The organism is Klebsiella ornithinolytica NBRC 105727 = ATCC 31898, assembly GCF_001598295.1.
Classification (GTDB): domain Bacteria; phylum Pseudomonadota; class Gammaproteobacteria; order Enterobacterales; family Enterobacteriaceae; genus Klebsiella; species Klebsiella ornithinolytica.
This window is the reverse complement of record NZ_BCYR01000007.1, coordinates 255937-274456: the sequence shown is the minus strand read 5'-3', so window position 1 is coordinate 274456 and position 18520 is coordinate 255937. Positions and strand designations below refer to the sequence as shown.

The following is an 18520-nucleotide window of genomic DNA, read 5'->3' as shown; positions in this document are numbered from 1 at the left end:
TAGAGAGAACATTGTCATGAAATTACGTTTAACGCTGTTAACTGCTGCAACCCTGACCGCTTTTTCATTTTCTGCTCAGGCGGTAGAAAAAGGCACCATTATGATTATGGTCAACTCGCTGGATAATCCGTATTACGCCTCGGAAGCCAAAGGCGCCAGTGAAAAAGCCAAACAGCTGGGATATAAAACGACGGTTCTGTCACATGGCGAAGATGTCAAAAAACAGAACGAACTTATTGATACCGCTATTGGTAAAAAAGTTCAGGGTATTATTCTCGATAACGCCGACTCAACCGCCAGCGTCGCCGCCATTGAAAAAGCCAAAAAAGCAGGCATTCCCGTGGTATTAATCAACAGGGAAATTCCTGTCGATGATGTGGCGCTTGAGCAAATCACGCACAATAACTTCCAGGCGGGTTCGGAAGTCGCCAACGTATTTGTTGAGAAAATGGCGGAGAAAGGAAAATACGCCGAGCTCACCTGTAATCTTGCCGATAATAACTGCGTGACCCGCTCCAAATCTTTCCATCAGGTTATTGACCAGTATCCTGACATGGTCAGCGTCGCCAGACAGGATGCCAAAGGAACGTTAATCGACGGCAAACGCATTATGGACAGCATCCTGCAGGCTCATCCGGACGTTAAAGGGGTGATTTGCGGTAACGGCCCCGTCGCTCTGGGCGCTATCGCCGCGCTAAAAGCCGCGAACCGTACGGACGTCGTGGTTGTCGGCATCGACGGCAGCAATGACGAGCGTGATGCGGTTAAAGCGGGAACCCTGCAGGCCACCGTGATGCTGCAGGCCCAGTCCATCGCCGCTCAAGGGGTCACCGACCTCGATAACTTCCTGCAAAAAGGGGTGAAACCGGCGAAACAGCGCGTCATGTTCCGCGGCATCCTGATCACTAAAGATAACGCAGACAAAGTTCAGGACTTCAATATCAAGTCCTGAGTTCGGGTTGTTGCGCCCCTTGCGGGGCGCACAGGAGAGTCTCATGTATAAAAAAACCTGGCTGGCATTGGCCATCGTAGCACTGGGAGGTTGCCGCATTGTCTCTCAGCAAGAGCTGGCCGATCTTAAATCCCCGCCCAATCCGCACATGGCACATATCGATCGGACGTGGCAGGAGAAAATTGTACCGCAGGTAGTCGCACAGGCTCGCCCCGCGGAAGCGTTAATGACCGCGCTACATGCGGCCAAAGATTTCGACAGCGCTTGTAAAACATTGGGTTATCGCGCTCAGGAAGAAAATCCGTGCATTTTCTTCGTCAAGGTTGAAGGTAAGGTCATCAAGCTTGACGCCACGTCACGCAGCGGAAAAATGACCGTTCAGGATCAAAATGGCCGCGCTATCGTCGTGCAAACGGGTCCGACGCTGCGTGGGACCCAGCTGCGCGATGGCTATAGCGGTGCCAGCTATGCCGACTTTAACGATCAGGTCCTGTTTGGCGAATATGGCCGGGCCATTAATGAACAGGCCGTAAAAATGATTAACGGCGCACAGCTAAAATCCGGCGAAACGGTTGAGGTCTATGGCGTATTTTCCGCCTGGGATATACCGCAAACATTCCCTGATATTACACCAGCGAAAATTGTTCACCCCGGAGGACAATAAGATGTCAGCGCAAGAAATCGTCACTCCCCAACCAGTCGAAGCTGAAGTTATTATCGAAACCCGCGGATTATCTCGCGTTTACCCAGGCGTTATCGCCTTAGATAACGTCGACTACCGGGTTTATCGAAATAAAGTCAACGTTCTGATCGGAGAAAATGGTGCGGGCAAATCCACCATGATGAAAATGCTTGCCGGTGTCGAAACGCCTTCCTCCGGACAAATTATTCTCGAGGGTTCTCCCGTTTCATTAAATTCGACTCACCAGGCTGAAAAACAGGGTATCAGCATTATTTTCCAGGAGCTGAATTTATTCCCGAATATGAATGTCATGGATAATATTTTCATGGCTAATGAGTTTTTCCAGAAAGGAAGGATCAACGAAAAATACCAATACGAACTGGCTAAATCACTGCTGGAACGACTGGAGCTTGATGTTGATCCCTACACTCCGCTCGGGGAACTGGGTATTGGCCACCAGCAGCTGGTCGAAATTGCGCGCGCCCTGTCCAAAGATACGCGCGTATTGATTATGGATGAGCCCACCTCCGCCCTCAGCCAGTCTGAAGTCAAAGTCCTGTTCAATGTTATCGGGCAGCTTAAACGGCGCGGCGTCACCATCATCTATATCTCCCATCGTCTGGAAGAACTGATGGAAATTGGCGACCACATTACCATTTTCCGCGATGGCCGTTTTATCAGCGAACGGACCGTCAGCGATGCCAGCATCCCGTGGATCATTGAACAGATGGTCGGCGATAAGAAAAAGCATTTCGACTATCAACCGGCCCCCAAAGGCGAAGCGGTGCTGGCGGTGGACGGTCTGACCGCGCTGCACCATAGCGGCGGTTACAAACTTAATGATGTCACCTTTACCTTATGTAAAGGGGAAGTCATCGGCATTTACGGCCTGCTGGGCGCCGGGCGTACCGAGCTATTTAAAGGACTGGTCGGCCTGATGCCGTGCCAGAATGGCAGCATCCATCTCAACGGTGAAAACATCGGCAGGGCCCCTTTTCAGGCCAGACTCAAAAAAGGGCTGGCGCTGGTACCGGAAGACAGACAGGGCGAAGGCGTGGTGCAGATGATGTCCATTCAATCCAATATGACGCTCTCCGATTTCAGTCTTCAGGGGTTTCGCCGCGCCTGGCAATGGCTGAATCCGCATAAAGAGCATGACAGCGTTAAAGAGATGATTCAGCAGCTTGCCATCAAAGTGAGCGATCCCGAGCTCCCCATCACCTCTCTGAGCGGCGGCAACCAACAAAAAGTGGTGCTGGGGAAAGCGTTAATGACGCAGCCGCAGGTCGTTTTTCTGGATGAACCCACGCGCGGCATCGACGTGGGCGCCAAAACGGACGTTTATCACCTGATTGGCAAAATGGCGCAACAGGGGCTGGCCGTGATGTTCTCCTCGTCAGAGCTGGATGAAGTGATGGCTCTGGCAGATCGTATTTTGGTGATGGCCGATGGCCGTATTACCGCTGATTTACCGCGTCATGCGGTCACCCGCGAAAAATTAATCGCGGCTTCAACACCTCAAGATTAATCAGGCTGGAACCCATCATGAACCAGAAATATATGATCTATATGTACCTGCTGAAGGCCAGAACGTTTATCGCTCTGCTGCTGGTTGTTGCGTTTTTCAGCGTGATGGTACCGAATTTCCTGACGACGTCGAATCTGCTGATCATGACCCAGCATGTGGCCATTACCGGCCTGCTGGCTATCGGGATGACGCTGGTCATTCTGACCGGGGGAATCGACCTTTCAGTCGGCGCCGTGGCCGGGATTTGCGGCATGGTGGCCGGCGCCCTGCTGACCAACGGGCTGCCGCTATGGAACGGTAGCGTCATCTTCTTCAACGTACCGGAAGTCATCTTGTGCGTGGCTATCTTTGGCGTGTTGGTGGGGCTGGTTAACGGCGCCGTGATCACCCGCTTTGGCGTGGCGCCCTTCATTTGTACCCTGGGAATGATGTACGTCGCCCGCGGTTCTGCCCTGCTGTTTAACGACGGTAGCACTTACCCCAATCTCAACGGCATGGAAGCGCTGGGCAATACCGGTTTCTCCACTCTCGGCTCCGGTACCGTCCTGGGAATTTATCTGCCGATCTGGTTGATGATCGCTTTTCTGCTGCTGGGCTACTGGCTGACCACGAAAACCCCGCTGGGCCGCTATATCTACGCCATTGGAGGCAATGAGTCCGCGGCCCGTCTGGCCGGCGTCCCGATTGTTAAGGCCAAAATCTTTGTTTATGCCTTCTCCGGACTCTGCGCCGCGTTCGTCGGGCTGATTGTCGCCTCACAGCTGCAAACCGCGCACCCGATGACCGGCAACATGTTCGAAATGGATGCGATCGGTGCCACCGTTCTCGGCGGGACCGCGCTGGCGGGCGGTCGCGGCCGGGTGACCGGGTCGATTATTGGCGCCTTCGTGATCGTCTTCCTCGCCGACGGAATGGTGATGATGGGGGTCAGTGATTTCTGGCAGATGGTGATTAAAGGCGTGGTCATCGTCACCGCCGTCGTCGTCGATCAGTTCCAGCAGAAGCTACAGAACAAGGTCATTCTCATGCGCCGCCACGAAGAAAAGCTGGCGACGGTTCACCCCAGCGGCGCGGCATCCAGTTAATTCACGCATAGCACCGATTCTTCCGCCGGGCGTAACCGCCCGGCTTCGCTAAAGGGAAAAAAGTATGCACAGAAATTTTCACAATAAAACCATCGTCATTACCGGAGCCTGCCGTGGTATTGGCGCCGGCATCGCCGAACGCTTTGCACGCGATGGCGCCAGGCTGGTGATGGTCTCTAATGCACCGCGCGTCCATGAAACCGCAGAAACCTTACGCCAACGTTATCAGGCCGATATTCTGTCGCTGGAGATTGATGTCACCGATGAAGCCCAGGTTCAGTCCCTGTACGAACAGGCCGCAGCCCGCTTCGGCACCATTGATGTCTCTATTCAAAACGCCGGAGTGATCACCATCGATTATTTCGATCGTATGCCAAAAGCCGATTTCGAAAAAGTGCTGGCCGTGAATACAACCGGCGTCTGGCTGTGCTGTCGCGAAGCGGCCAAATATATGGTCAAACAGAACTACGGCAGTTTAATCAATACCTCGTCCGGTCAGGGGCGCCAGGGCTTTATCTACACCCCGCATTACGCCGCCAGCAAAATGGGCGTTATCGGCATTACGCAAAGCCTGGCTCATGAGCTGGCACCGTGGAACATCACCGTCAACGCCTTCTGCCCCGGAATTATCGAAAGTGAAATGTGGGACTACAACGACCGGGTGTGGGGCGAAATTCTCAGCAATGAACAAAAGCGCTATGGCAAAGGCGAGCTGATGGCGGAATGGGTAGAAGGTATACCGATGAAACGGGCGGGGAAACCGGAGGATGTTGCCGGACTGGTGGCCTTTCTCGCCTCTGACGATGCGCGCTATCTCACCGGGCAGACGATTAACATCGACGGCGGCTTAATCATGTCTTAATACCCGCCAGGGTTTTGACCAGAAGAGTAATCACTATGATCGCAAAAGATTTTGCTCAACAGTTGTTTAACCTGCAGGACCGCGTTGCCTTTGTCACCGGCGCGGGCAGTGGTATTGGCCAGATGATTGCTTACGGGCTCGCCAGCGCGGGCGCGCGCGTCGTCGGTTTCGATTTGCGCGAAGACGGGGGACTTGCCGAAACCGTGCGTCATATTGAAGCGATAGGCGGCGAAGCCTGCTTTTATACCGGGGATGTGCGCCAGCTAAGCGATCTTCGCGCTGGCGTCGCGCTGGCCAAAAGTCGCTTCGGCCGTCTCGATATCGCCGTCAATGCCGCCGGTATCGCCAACGCCAACCCGGCGCTGGAGATGGAGACGGAACAGTGGCAGCGGGTTATTGATATCAATCTCACCGGCGTCTGGAACTCCTGTAAAGCGGAAGCGGAACTGATGCTGGAATCCGGCGGCGGCTCGATTATTAATATTGCCTCGATGTCGGGAATTATCGTTAACCGCGGGCTAGAACAGGCGCATTACAACAGCGCCAAAGCCGGCGTGATTCATCTCTCTAAAAGCCTTGCCATGGAGTGGGTCGGCAAAGGGATTCGCGTCAACTCAATGAGCCCGGGTTACACCGCGACGCCGATGAATACCCGTCCTGAAATGGTCCATCAGACTCGCGAATTTGAAAACCAGACGCCCATTCAGCGCATGGCAAAAGTTGAAGAGATGGCGGGGCCGGCTCTGTTTCTCGCCAGCGACGCCGCCTCATTTTGTACCGGCGTTGATTTGGTCGTTGATGGCGGATTTATCTGCTGGTAAGCCGCGCATATCGCGACATTCGCTCGAAAAAAGGCGCCCACAGGGCGCCTTTTTCCTCACTCCACCGTCCGCCGCCTACATCCCGGGAAACATCACGCTGTTCCCCGGCGCTTCCCGGTGCAGATGGATAAAGTTCAGGTGACGCTCGTACTGATCGAGAATATCGGTGATCACCTGCTCCTTGCTGTAGTCCATCAGGTCGTTGCCCTGGCTGCCCTCCAGCAGGAAAGTTTCCAGACGATAGTAGGTCGATTTACCGCTGCGCGCCCGGTAGGTGAAGCCCGGAATCGAATACTGCTGCGGCCAGATCTGATAGACAAAATTCTGTTCATCGCCCATATGCACCAGCAGGTCGAGATGGCCCAGATTATCCCCCTCCTCCGGCGGTAAACTTTTCAGATCCACATAGGCGCCGCGCAATTTAAGCTCCTGCGCCACCTCCTCCATCGCCGGGTAGCACACCGTCTCCATCATCTGACGCGTATAGCGGGTTCCCGGATAGTTCATCAACCGCGACAGGCGTTTCTTCCAGCTCAGTCGATCCTGCACGCCGAGCGGGCGCGGGGCGGTATCGCGACTGGCGCTCTCGCGGCGATAATCTTCGACCTTCAATGATTTATACAACCCCGCCATCACAAAGAAGATCACGAAACTAAACGGCAGCCCCATGATCACCGTGGTGTTCTGCAGCGCCGAAATCCCGTTGGTCATCAGCATTCCGATGGTCAGCAGACCGATAGCAACCGACCAGAAGATACGCAGCCAGTTCGGCGCATCGCTGTTGATATCTTTGAGTTTCGAGGTGAAGTTCCCCAGCACCAGCGCCCCTGAGTCAGCGGAAGTCACATAGAACAGCAGCCCGGTGATGGTGGCGACCGAGGCGCTGAAGGTAAAGGCCGGGTACTGGGCCAGCAGGTTATAGAAGCCGCGCTCCGGATGAGCCATCGCCTCTTCGGCAAAGGCGACATTGCCGTGAATAATTTCGTACAGCGCGCTGTTACCGAAGACCGACAGCCAGAGTAAGGTGAAGGTAAACGGAATAATCAGCGTCCCCAGCACAAACTGACGAATGGTGCGCCCGCGCGAGATACGCGCCAGGAACAGCCCCACAAACGGTGACCAGGCAACCCACCAGGCCCAGAAAAACAGCGTCCAGTTGTTCATCCACTCGACCGGGCGATCGAAAGCGAAGCTGTTGAGGGTCATGCCCATAAAGCGGTTCACGTAGTCGCCAACGTTCAGCACCAGCGCGTTCATCAGAAACTCGGTATCGCCCATAAACAAGATGAACAGAATCAGCCCCAGCGCCAGCACCACGTTCAGTTCGGAGAGAATACGAATCCCTTTATCGACCCCGGAGGTCACCGAAATCGTGGCAATAATCACCGACAGGACAATCAGCGCCGCTTTCGCCCCCAGCGAATCCGGAATATCAAACAACACGTTCAGACCATAATTAAGCTGTACGACCCCGATCCCCAGCGTCGTGGCAATCCCAAAAATGGTCCCGACCACCGCCGCAATATCCACGCTATGGCCGATGGGACCATCGATTTTTTTACCGAAAATGGGATAGAGGGCGGAGCGTATGGTGAGCGGTAAATTATAACGATAGCTAAAGTATCCTAGCGCCATACCCATCAGAGCATACATCGACCAGCCGGTCAGCCCGTAGTGGAACAAGGTCCAGACCATCGACTGACGCGCGGCCTCCATGGTCTGCCCGGCCCCTTCCGGCGGCTGCATATACTGGGTGACCGGTTCGGCGACCGAGAAGAACATCAGGTCGATACCGATACCGGCGGCAAACAGCATCGCCGCCCAGCTCAGCATGCTGAACTCCGGTTTGGAGTGCTCAGGCCCGAGCTTCACCGAACCGAAGCGCGAGCAGGCAATGCAGACCACAAACACGATATACAGCGTGGCCGCCAGCAAATAGTACCAGCCAAAAGTCGTTGAAACCCAGTTCAGGGTACGGCCAATCCAGGCCGCGGAAAAATCGCTGAAGAAGATAGTCATCAGGGAAAACAACAAAATCAGTCCGGCGGAAGTATAAAAAACCACCGGATTGATTTTGTCCTTTTCTCTGCTCGGCGAAAGGTCTGTCATCCAGTATCCTCACTGTTTTTGTAACTATTAAAATCCAAAGCCGCAACAATTAAGACACATTTTATATTGAACGTCCAATCAAAAACCGCTTTAATAGATAAACAAATCTGATGAATGGAACCAAGGAAATGCCCAAACTGGGGATGCAACCGATACGCCAGCGGCAGCTTATTGACGCCACCCTCGAGGCGATAAACGCGGTGGGAATGCACGATGCCACTATCGCGCAAATTGCCCGACGGGCGGGCGTATCGACCGGCATCATTAGTCACTATTTCAAGGATAAGAACGGTCTGCTGGAAGCAACGATGCGCGACATCACCGGCCAGCTCCGGCTGGCGGTACTGAGCCGTTTGCACGCGCTGCCGGGCGCCAGCGCCGAACGGCGGCTGCGGGCCATCGTGGCGGGTAATTTCGACGACAGCCAGATAAGCAGCGCGGCGATGAAAGCCTGGCTCGCCTTCTGGGCCAGCAGCATGCATCAACCGATGCTCTACCGTCTGCAGCAGGTCTGCAGCCGACGTCTGCTGTCGAACATCGTCTATGAATTTCAGCGCGAGCTGCCGCGCCAGCAGGCGCAGGAGGCCGGTTATGGTCTCGCCGCCTTAATCGACGGACTGTGGCTACGCGCGGCGCTGAGCGGTAAACCGCTCGATAAAGCCCGCGCCGAAACGCTCGCCGACCATTTCATCAGCCAGTATCTGCCACCGACGTCTCAATAATGGAGGAAACCATGTCCCGAATGGCCGAACAGCAGCTTTATATCCACGGTGGTTACGTCCCTGCCACCAGCGGGAAAACCTTCGAGACCCTCAACCCTGCCAACGGGGAAGTACTGGCGACAGTCCAGGCCGCGGGTCGCGACGATGTCGACCGGGCGGTAAAGAGCGCCCAACAAGGGCAAAAAATCTGGGCGGCGATGAGCGCCATGGCACGTTCGCGTATCCTGCGCAAAGCGGTGGATATTCTGCGCGAGCGTAACGACGAACTGGCGCGGCTGGAGACGCTGGATACCGGTAAACCGCTGAGCGAAACCGCCCATGTCGATATCGTCACCGGCGCCGATGTGCTGGAGTATTACGCCGGACTGATCCCGGCGCTCGAAGGCAGTCAGATCCCGCTGCGCGACAGTTCATTCATCTATACCCGCCGCGAGCCGCTCGGTGTCGTGGCCGGGATCGGCGCCTGGAACTACCCGATTCAGATCGCGCTGTGGAAATCCGCTCCGGCGCTGGCCGCCGGTAACGCCATGATTTTTAAACCGAGTGAAGTCACCCCGCTCACCGCCCTGAAGCTGGCGGAAATCTACCGCGAAGCCGGCCTGCCGGACGGCGTATTTAACGTCCTGCCGGGCATCGGCGCCGAAACCGGGCAGTACCTGACCGAACATCCGGACATTGCCAAAATCTCCTTTACCGGCGGCGTCGCCAGCGGCAAAAAAGTGATGGCCAACTCCGCCGCCTCATCGCTGAAAGAGGTGACCATGGAGCTGGGCGGCAAGTCGCCGCTGATTGTCTGCGACGATGCCGATCTCGACCTCGCCGCCGATATCGCGATGATGGCCAACTTCTACAGCTCCGGCCAGGTCTGCACCAACGGTACCCGGGTGTTTGTTCCGACGCGGGCTAAAGCGGCGTTCGAGGAAAAAATTCTCGCCCGCGTGGCGCGGATTCGTCCCGGCGACCCGTTTGAGGAAACAACCAACTTCGGTCCGCTGGTGAGCTTCCCGCATCGCGAAAATGTCCTGCGCTATATCGCCAGCGGTAAGCAGGAAGGGGCGCGTCTGCTGTGCGGCGGCGGTGTGCTGCAAGGCGATGACTTCGCCAGCGGCGCGTGGGTCGCCCCCACGGTATTTAGCGACTGCCGCGATGATATGACCATCGTACGGGAAGAGATCTTTGGCCCGGTGATGTCGATTCTGACCTATGACGATGAGGCAGAAGTGATTCGCCGCGCCAACGCCACCGAATACGGCCTTGCCGCCGGCGTGGTGACGGCGAATTTAAACCGCGCCCACCGCATCATTCATCAGCTTGAGGCCGGGATCTGCTGGATCAACAGCTGGGGAGAGTCCCCGGCGGAGATGCCGGTCGGCGGCTATAAGCACTCCGGTATCGGCCGCGAAAACGGCGTGATGACGCTCCAGAGCTACACCCAGGTGAAATCCATCCAGGTTGAGATGGGTCAGTTTCAATCCATATTTTAACCAGGAGGTCATTTTTGCAATTTGACTACATCATTATTGGTGCCGGCTCTGCCGGCAACGTACTGGCGACACGACTGACGGAAGATTCTCATACCACCGTCCTGCTGCTGGAAGCCGGCGGCCCGGATTATCGTTTTGATTTCCGCACCCAGATGCCCGCCGCGCTGGCTTTTCCGCTACAGGGCCGACGCTATAACTGGGCCTACGAGACCGAACCCGAACCGCATATGAATAACCGGCGCATGGAGTGCGGTCGCGGCAAGGGGCTCGGCGGCTCGTCGCTGATTAACGGCATGTGCTACATCCGCGGTAATGCAATGGACCTCGACAACTGGGCCGCCGCGCCGGGGCTTGAGCAGTGGAGCTATCTTGACTGTCTGCCCTACTACCGCAAAGCGGAAACCCGCGATATCGGCGCCAACGACTACCACGGCGGCGATGGCCCGGTGAGCGTCACCACGCCGAAGCAGAATAATAATCCGCTGTTCCATGCCATGGTGGAAGCCGGTGTCCAGGCCGGCTATCCGCGCACCGACGATCTCAATGGCTACCAGCAGGAGGGATTCGGACCGATGGATCGCACCGTGACCCCGCAGGGACGCCGGGCCAGTACCGCCCGCGGCTATCTTGACCAGGCCCGCGCGCGCCCAAACCTGACGATTCGCACCCATGCGCTGACCGACCATATTATTTTTGCCGGTAAGCGCGCGGTAGGCGTGGAGTGGCTGGAGGGCGATAGCACCGCGCCGTCAAAAGCAACGGCCAGTAAAGAAGTGCTGCTCTGCGCGGGAGCCATCGCTTCGCCGCAGATTCTGCAACGTTCCGGCGTCGGCGATCCCGAACTGCTACGCCAGTTTGATATCCCGCTGGTGCACGCCCTGCCCGGCGTCGGTGAAAACCTGCAGGACCACCTGGAGATGTATTTGCAATACGAGTGCAAGGAGCCGGTGTCGCTCTATCCGGCGCTGCAATGGTGGAATCAGCCGAAAATTGGCGCTGAATGGCTGTTCGGCGGGACCGGCATCGGCGCCAGCAACCAGTTTGAAGCGGGCGGGTTTATTCGCAGCCGGGAGGCGTTTGCGTGGCCGAATATTCAGTATCACTTCCTGCCGGTGGCGATTAACTACAACGGTTCGAATGCGGTGAAAGAGCACGGCTTCCAGTGCCACGTCGGCTCCATGCGTTCGCCCAGCCGCGGCCATGTGCGCCTGAAATCACGCGACCCGCATGAGCATCCGGCAATTCTGTTCAACTATATGTCCAGCGAACAGGACTGGCAGGAGTTCCGCGACGCGATCCGCATCACCCGCGACATCATGAACCAGCCGGCGCTGGATAAATATCGCGGCCGGGAAATCAGCCCGGGTCTGGCGTGCCAGAGCGATGCCGAGCTGGATGAGTTCGTGCGTAATCACGCCGAGACCGCTTTCCATCCCTGCGGGACCTGTAAAATGGGCTATGACGAAATGGCGGTGGTCGATGGCGAGGGGCGGGTTCACGGTCTGGAAGGGCTGCGGGTAGTGGATGCGTCGATTATGCCGCAGATCATCACCGGCAACCTCAACGCCACCACCATCATGATTGGCGAGAAGATAGCCGATGCCATTCGCGGCCGCGCGCCGCTGCCGCGCAGCACGGCGCGCTATTATGTGGCGAACGGCGCGCCGGTGCGTCGTCAGGCCGCTGTTAAGGGATAGCAAGCCTGCTCGGGCTCGTGTTCTGACATCTCTGCCGGGCGGCGGCTGACGCCTTGCCCGGCCTACGACAGCGAGTCTGTTCCGTAGAATCAGTCTACCGCCCCTGTTTGTCGCGAAGCCCTTACCTGCCTACCGGCACTGCGCCGGTAGGCCCATGCAGGCGAAGCGCCGCCGTATTTGTGAATAAGAAAGATTGACTGACTGGAGGTAGGCCCGCGCAAGCGAAGCGCCGCCGGGCAATTCCCGATGCACGCACTTTGTCCGCTGGCTGCAATCAGCGAAAATCCTCCAGCCGCTTCAGCTGTCTCCCTTCATTATCAAAATTCTCCGCCGCCAGCCATGCGCGCAGCGCCGCATCCCGCGCCGCCCACTCGCTATCAATAATCGACAGCTGGTCGCTATCGCGGGTGCGCCCTTTCCGCACCATTTTTTGCCGCAGACACCCTTCCCAGGTAAAACCCAGGCGCTCCGCGGCCCGTCGTGAGGCAATATTCATCGAATCACATTTCCACTCCAGCCGGCGATAGCCCTGCCCGAAGGCATTTTTCAGCAACAGCCATACCGCTTCCGTGCCCAGCGGCGTGTTCTTCATCTTCCGCGACCAGGTCACATGGCCGATTTCAACGGTCCCCATTGCCCGATCGATGGCCATATAGCTAACCAGCCCAACCGCCCGCTCGGTCTGCAGATCGATAACCGCAAACGGCACCAGCGCATCATCGTTGACTTTACCTGCCACCCAGTGGGTCGTCGCTTCCACGCTTGCCGGACAGGTGCTGGCCAGCCATGTCCAGTCGCTCTCATCTCCCAACGCGTAGGCGGCGAACAGATCGGCGGCATGGCGCTGCACCTCCAGCGGCTCAAGCCGGCAAAAGCGCCCGCTTAACGGCGTGCGTTTCAGGATCCTGGCCCCCTGCCAGTCTGCGACAACATCATTCACCACCTGACCATATTGATTGATTTCCGGCATGCCCGCACCCCGTTGAATTGTAATGAAATTGTTATATCAAGAAGCGCGGCGGACAAAAAGCGCGCCGCCGCTTTTTTTCATTAATAACCCAGCGCTATGAATTATTCTTTTTAAGCATAAGCTTATCCATATTTTGACTTTACGACTGCGGGGAAGCGGCCTAACGTAGCGAAGCATAAATAATCAAAACAACATTTTTTCAGGGATTGCACATGACCAAAAAACTGCTGTCTTTACTGGTGCTGACCGCACTCTCCGCCGCCGTCCATGCCGCGACACCGCCCTCCACCCTGGTCGTTGCCCAGGGTCTTGACGACATCGTCAGCCTCGACCCGGCAGAAGCCAATGAGCTTTCCAGCATTCAGACGGTACCGAGTCTCTACCAGCGCCTGGTTCAGCCAGATCGCGACAACCCTGAAAAAATCACCCCAATTCTGGCCGCAAGCTGGCAGGCCGACCCGGCGGCGAAAACCTTGACCATCAAGCTGAAGCCCGATGCCAAATTTGCCTCGGGCAACCCGCTGCGTCCGGAAGACATTATCTTCTCCTATACCCGCGCGGTGACGCTGAATAAGTCCCCCGCGTTTATCCTCAACGTCCTCGGCTGGCAGCCGGACAACATCGCCAGCCAGCTGAAAAAGGTCGATGACCATACGCTGCAGCTGCACTGGACCGCTGACGTCAGTCCGGCGGTCGCGCTGAATATCCTCTCCACGCCGATCGCCTCCATCGTGGATGAAAAGCTGGTGGCGCCGAACGTCAAAGATAACGATTTCGGTAACAGCTGGCTGAAAATGCACTCGGCGGGCAGCGGCGCGTTCAAAATGCGCGTCTATCAGCCGCATCAGGCCATCGTGCTGGAGGCCAACAACAGCTCGCCTACCGGGGCGCCGAAGCTGAAAAACATCATTATTAAAAACGTCCCCGATCCGGCCTCTCGCCGCCTGCTAATTCAACAGGGTGATGCCGATATCGCCCGCGATCTCGGCGCCGATCAGATAGCCGCCCTGCAGGGGAAACCCGGCGTTAACGTGCTGAGCATTCCCTCCGCCGAGCAGAATTACCTGGCATTCAACACCGGCAACAGCGCTAACCCGCTGCTGAAAAACCCGGCTCTGTGGGAAGCCGCGCGCTGGCTGGTGGACTACGACGGCATCACCAAAGATCTGCTTAAAGGCCAGTATTTTGTGCATCAGAGCTTCCTGCCGGTTGGTCTGCCGGGCGCGCTGGATAATAATCCGTTCAAATTTGACCCGGAGAAGGCCAAAGCGATTCTCGCCAAAGCGGGCATTAAGGACGCGCACTTCACTCTTGATGTCGAGAACAAACCGCCGTTCATTACTATCGCCCAGTCGATGCAGGCCAGCTTTGCCCAGGGCGGCGTGAAGATTGACCTGCTGCCGGCAGCGGGCAGCCAGGTGTATGCCCGCGTGCGCGCGAAGCAGCACCAGGCAGCTATTCGCCTGTGGATCCCGGACTATTTTGACGCCCACTCCAACGCCAGCGCCTTCGCGTGGAATGATGGTAAATCCAGCACCGTTGCCGGTCTCAACGGCTGGCAGATCCCGCAGCTAAATAAAGAAACCCAGGCGGCGGTCGCCGAAGCGGATCCGGCAAAACGCCTCGATCTGTACAAAAAAATGCAGGAAGAGCTGCAGCGAAGTTCGCCGTATGTATTTGTTGACCAAGGGAAAACGCAGATCGTGGTCCGCGATAACGTCAAAGGCTATCAGCAGGGCCTCAACGCCGATATGGTCTGGTACGATAACGTCACCAAGTAATTTCCCTTGTTGCCGGGTGGCGCTGCGCTTACCCGGCCCGGGTTCTCGTTTTTTGTAGGCCGGGTAAGGCGAAGCCGCCTCCCGGTATGAAGAGACTTCCCATGCCACATCTTTCCACGCGCGTGCTTCAGGGGCTGCTTACCCTGCTACTCACGCTCTTTGGGCTGTTGCTCGTCACGTTCGCGCTTTCCGCGTTTTCACCTGTCGATCGGGTGCTGCAAATCGTCGGCGATCATGCCAGCCAGTCGACCTATGATCAGGTTCGCCACCAGCTCGGGCTCGATCGCCCGCTGCCGGTGCAGTTCTGGCACTATCTGGTTAACCTTGCCCACGGCGACCTCGGCACGGCCAGCTCCACCGGCCAGCCGGTGCTGCACGACCTGCTCGCCACCTTTCCCGCCACCCTCGAACTGGCCACCCTGGCGCTGATCGTCGGGGCGCTGTTCGGGGTGATTGCCGGCGTGCTGTGCGCCCGCTACGCCGGTTCGCCGTGGGATCTGGCGGTACGCACCTTGACCTTGATCGGCAACTCGGTTCCCATTTTCTGGCTCGGGCTGCTGATGCTGGCGTTGTTCTACGCCAAATTGCAGTGGACGCCGGGCCCCGGGCGACTGGACGATATCTATCAATATACCGTCGAACCGCGAACCGGCTTCGTGCTGATTGATACCTGGCTCTCTGGCGATAAAGAGGCCTTCAAAAACGCCATTGGCCATCTGCTGCTGCCGGTGCTGCTGCTGGGATACTATTCGCTGGCCAGCATCACCCGTCTGACGCGTTCCGCCTGCCTCAGCGAGATGAATAAAGAGTACATCCTGCTGGCGCGCGCCAAAGGGGCCAGCGAAATGACGATTCTGCTGCGGCACGTACTCCCCAACATTCGCGGCACTCTGCTGACGGTCATCGCCCTGGCCTGGACCTCGATGCTGGAAGGCGCGGTGCTGACGGAAACCGTCTTCTCATGGCCGGGAATTGGCCGCTACCTGACTACCGCGCTGTTCGCCGGGGATACCACGGCGATCATGGGCGGTACGCTGCTGATTGGCGCCAGCTTTGTGTTCATTAACAATCTCACCGACCTGCTGGTGCGGTTGACCGACCCGAGGGTACGCTGATGCCGGCTTATCTGTTTTTGCGTCGTCTGCGTCGCTCCCCCGCCGCCTTTTTCGGGCTGATCGTCATCGCGCTGCTCCTGCTGGTGGCGCTGTTCGCGCCGTGGCTGGCGCCGCTCGATCCCAACTGGCAGGATGCCGCGGCACGCCTGCAAAGCCCCGATGCCCGGCACTGGCTCGGCACCGACAGCTATGGCCGCGACCTGCTCTCTCGCCTGATTTACGGCGCGCGCCCGGCGCTGGGGCTGGTGGCGTTAGTCACGCTGATTACGCTCCCCGCCGGTCTGCTGGTGGGGATACTTTCCGGCTATTACGGCGGCTGGCTGGAGCGTATTCTGATGCGATTTACCGACGTGGTGATGTCAATGCCGCGGCTGATCCTCGCCTTTGCCTTTGTCGCCATGCTGGGGCCTGGGTTGGTTAACGGTGCGCTGGCACTGGCGCTCACCACCTGGCCCGCCTACGCTCGCCAGGCGCGGAGCGAAATTCAACGTCTGCGCCATAGCGATTATCTGGCCGCGGCGGAAATGATGGGCATTCGCGGCTGGCGGCTGCTGACTGGCCATATTTTACCGCTGTGCCTGCCTTCCGCCATCGTGCGCCTGGCGCTGGATCTCGCCGGCATTATTCTCGCCGCCGCCGGGCTCGGTTTCCTCGGTCTCGGCGCGCGTCCGCCGATGGCGGAATGGGGGGCGATGATCGCCGACGGAATGCAGGTCATTTTCGATCAGTGGTGGATTGCCGCCGCGCCCGGGGCGGTGATCCTGATAGCCAGCCTGGCCTTTAACCTGCTGGGCGACGGCCTGCGCGATGTTCTGGAGCCGCAACATGACTGATACCCGACTCACCGTTCAGGGGTTAAGCATCGACTACCCCTCTGCCCGGGTGGTGAATAACGTCAGCTTTACGCTCGGCAACGAGCGGCTGGCGCTGGTGGGCGAATCCGGTTCCGGCAAATCAATGACCGCCCGCGCGCTGATGGGACTGGTGCGTCGTCCGGGCGTGGTCAGCGCAGAAACGCTGAACGTGCTGGGACACGATCTTCTGACCCTCAACGATCGCCGCTGGCGCGCGCTGCGCGGCAACGATATCGCCATGGTGCTGCAGGATCCGCGCTATGCGCTGAATCCGGTACAGACCATTCAGGCACAGCTGGAAGAGGCATTAACGCTGCATCAGCGCCTGAGCCGCCGCGCGCGGCAGGAGGCGGTGAAAGCCGCCGTTGCCGCCGTCGGCCTCGATTTACCCGTACTCAGCCGCTACCCCGGCGAACTCTCTGGCGGGATGGGGCAACGGGTGATGATCGCCATTGCGCTGTTGAACAACCCGAAGGTGCTGATTGCCGACGAGCCGACCTCGGCGCTCGATTCCCGCCTGCGCAATCAGATCCTCGAACTGCTGGTGGAACAGTGCGAGCAGCGGCAAATGGCGATGCTGCTGATCAGCCACGATCTGCCGCTGGTGGCGCAACATTGCCACCGGGTACTGGTGATGTACCAGGGGGCGCAGGTCGATGAGATGCACGCCCGCGAGCTACCTCAGGCCACGCATCCCTACACCCGTACGCTGTGGACCTGTCGTCCCGATGCGAGCACCTACGGCCAGATGCTGCCCACTCTCGACAGAACACTGGACTTTACGGAGGCGGCGCATGGCAGTCGTTAATCTCGATGCATTGCAGGTCATTTTTGCGGAAAAAACGGCGGTGTCCGCCGCCAGCTTCAGCGTTGAGGCCGGGGAAACCTTCAGCCTGATCGGCGCTTCCGGCTGCGGGAAATCGACGATTCTGCGGGTTCTCGCCGGACTACAGCGCGAGTGGCGCGGCGGCGTTCAGCTGTTTGGCAAAGCGATAGCCCCCGGCGTTCGTTTTCAGGGCGAGCTGCGCCGCAACGTGCAGATGGTGTTTCAGGATCCCTATGCCTCTCTGCACCCCAACCATACGCTGTGGCGTACCCTGGCCGAACCGCTGAAAATCCACGGTCTCGACGCCATCCGGCAGCGGGTCGATACCGCGCTGGAACAGGTGGGGCTCCCCGCCGACGCCGCGCGTCGTTATCCGCATCAGCTTTCCGGCGGTCAGCGCCAGCGCGTGGCCATTGCGCGCGCGCTGCTGCTGCGCCCGCAGATCCTGCTGTTAGATGAGCCTACCTCGGCGCTGGATATGTCGGTACAGGCGGAAATTCTCAATTTGTTGAACCGATTGAAGCAGGAGCACGGCATGACCTATCTGCTGGTCAGTCATGATGCCGATGTGATTGCACATATGTCGGATCGGGCGGCATTTATGGCCGAGGGAGTCATTCAGCGCTTCTTCGATCGCGAGGCGCTGGTGAAAGGTGAACACCGGATGGCGGGATAGCGGGGAAACTCCCCGGTGGCGCTGCGCTTACCGGGGCTACGGGGTCGTGCGGTCGGGTAACCCGGATAAGGCGCATCGCGCCGCTATCCGGGAAACTCCCCGGTGGCGCTGCGCTTACCGGGGCTACGGGGTTGTGCGGTCGGGTAGCCCGGATAAGGCGCTGGCGCCGCTCTCCGGGAAACTCCCCGGTGGCGCTGCGCTTACCGGGGCTACGGGGTTGTGCGGTCGGGTAGCCCGGATAAGGCGCTGGCGCCGCTATCCGGGAAACTCCCCGGTGGCGCTGCGCTTACCGGGGCTACGGGGTCGTGCGGTCAGGTAGCCCGGATAAGGCGCATCGCGCCGCTATCCGGGAACAA

The 18520-nt window shown here is 58.1% G+C and carries 16 protein-coding genes; 14 read left to right on the top strand and 2 right to left on the bottom strand.

Annotated elements, in window-relative coordinates; genetic code table 11:
* Positions 1-16 precede the first annotated feature (16 nt).
* From ROR01S_RS15960 to ROR01S_RS15935, 6 genes are all read left to right on the top strand, one after another.
* Entirely contained in the window at positions 17-952 is a 936-nt protein-coding gene (locus tag ROR01S_RS15960; protein ID WP_004859313.1) for a D-ribose ABC transporter substrate-binding protein, read from the top strand.
* Between the two features lie 43 nt (positions 953-995).
* A complete protein-coding gene (locus tag ROR01S_RS15955; RefSeq protein WP_004859311.1) occupies positions 996-1616 on the top strand; it encodes a DUF2291 family protein in 621 nt (206 codons plus the stop codon).
* A gap of 1 nt (position 1617) precedes the next feature.
* Positions 1618-3162, top strand: a complete 1545-nt coding sequence (locus ROR01S_RS15950; protein ID WP_032716849.1) for a sugar ABC transporter ATP-binding protein — start codon at positions 1618-1620, stop codon at positions 3160-3162.
* A gap of 17 nt (positions 3163-3179) precedes the next feature.
* Positions 3180-4247, top strand: a complete 1068-nt coding sequence (locus ROR01S_RS15945) for an ABC transporter permease (RefSeq protein WP_015584935.1) — start codon at positions 3180-3182, stop codon at positions 4245-4247.
* A 64-nt stretch (positions 4248-4311) separates the two neighbouring features.
* On the top strand, positions 4312-5109 hold the full coding sequence (locus tag ROR01S_RS15940) for an SDR family oxidoreductase (RefSeq protein WP_004859298.1): 798 nt from the start codon (positions 4312-4314) through the stop codon (positions 5107-5109).
* A gap of 35 nt (positions 5110-5144) precedes the next feature.
* The gene (locus tag ROR01S_RS15935) at positions 5145-5930 is read left to right on the top strand and encodes an SDR family oxidoreductase (protein WP_004859296.1); all 786 of its coding nucleotides are present in this window, start codon (positions 5145-5147) and stop codon (positions 5928-5930) included.
* A 75-nt stretch (positions 5931-6005) separates the two neighbouring features.
* Here the strand turns inward: ROR01S_RS15935 and ROR01S_RS15930 are convergent, their stop codons facing one another.
* Positions 6006-8039 carry a choline transporter gene (locus ROR01S_RS15930; protein WP_004859293.1) on the bottom strand — a complete coding sequence of 678 codons (2034 nt, stop codon included), beginning with the start codon at positions 8037-8039 and terminating at the stop codon, positions 6006-6008.
* Between the two features lie 128 nt (positions 8040-8167).
* On the opposite strand from ROR01S_RS15930, the gene betI reads away from it, so the two are divergent.
* The 3 genes from betI to betA are packed head-to-tail and all read left to right on the top strand — an operon-like array spanning position 8168 to position 11942.
* The gene (betI, locus tag ROR01S_RS15925; RefSeq protein WP_004859289.1) at positions 8168-8761 is read left to right on the top strand and encodes a transcriptional regulator BetI; all 594 of its coding nucleotides are present in this window, start codon (positions 8168-8170) and stop codon (positions 8759-8761) included.
* An 11-nt stretch (positions 8762-8772) separates the two neighbouring features.
* Positions 8773-10245, top strand: a complete 1473-nt coding sequence (gene betB, locus ROR01S_RS15920) for a betaine-aldehyde dehydrogenase (RefSeq protein WP_004859284.1) — start codon at positions 8773-8775, stop codon at positions 10243-10245.
* 14 nt (positions 10246-10259) lie between these two features.
* On the top strand, positions 10260-11942 hold the full coding sequence (gene betA, locus ROR01S_RS15915) for a choline dehydrogenase (RefSeq protein ID WP_064359676.1): 1683 nt from the start codon (positions 10260-10262) through the stop codon (positions 11940-11942).
* A 274-nt stretch (positions 11943-12216) separates the two neighbouring features.
* Here the strand turns inward: betA and ROR01S_RS15910 are convergent, their stop codons facing one another.
* The gene (locus tag ROR01S_RS15910) at positions 12217-12912 is read right to left on the bottom strand and encodes a GNAT family N-acetyltransferase (RefSeq protein ID WP_064359675.1); all 696 of its coding nucleotides are present in this window, start codon (positions 12910-12912) and stop codon (positions 12217-12219) included.
* A 212-nt stretch (positions 12913-13124) separates the two neighbouring features.
* Here ROR01S_RS15910 and ROR01S_RS15905 point away from each other — a divergent pair, with 212 nt between their 5' ends.
* From ROR01S_RS15905 to ROR01S_RS15885, 5 genes are all read left to right on the top strand, one after another.
* A complete protein-coding gene (locus ROR01S_RS15905) occupies positions 13125-14693 on the top strand; it encodes an ABC transporter substrate-binding protein (protein WP_064359674.1) in 1569 nt (522 codons plus the stop codon).
* 101 nt (positions 14694-14794) lie between these two features.
* Positions 14795-15808, top strand: coding sequence for an ABC transporter permease (locus ROR01S_RS15900; RefSeq protein ID WP_004859271.1), 1014 nt, complete (start codon positions 14795-14797; stop codon positions 15806-15808).
* Positions 15808-16641, top strand: coding sequence for an ABC transporter permease (locus ROR01S_RS15895; RefSeq protein WP_004859268.1), 834 nt, complete (start codon positions 15808-15810; stop codon positions 16639-16641). Before ROR01S_RS15900 ends, ROR01S_RS15895 begins: the two co-directional genes overlap by 1 nt.
* Entirely contained in the window at positions 16634-17470 is an 837-nt protein-coding gene (locus ROR01S_RS15890) for an ABC transporter ATP-binding protein (RefSeq protein ID WP_064359673.1), read from the top strand. Before ROR01S_RS15895 ends, ROR01S_RS15890 begins: the two co-directional genes overlap by 8 nt.
* Positions 17457-18164, top strand: coding sequence for an ABC transporter ATP-binding protein (locus tag ROR01S_RS15885; RefSeq protein WP_004859262.1), 708 nt, complete (start codon positions 17457-17459; stop codon positions 18162-18164). The genes ROR01S_RS15890 and ROR01S_RS15885 overlap by 14 nt, the downstream gene beginning before the upstream one ends.
* Positions 18165-18520 lie beyond the last annotated feature (356 nt).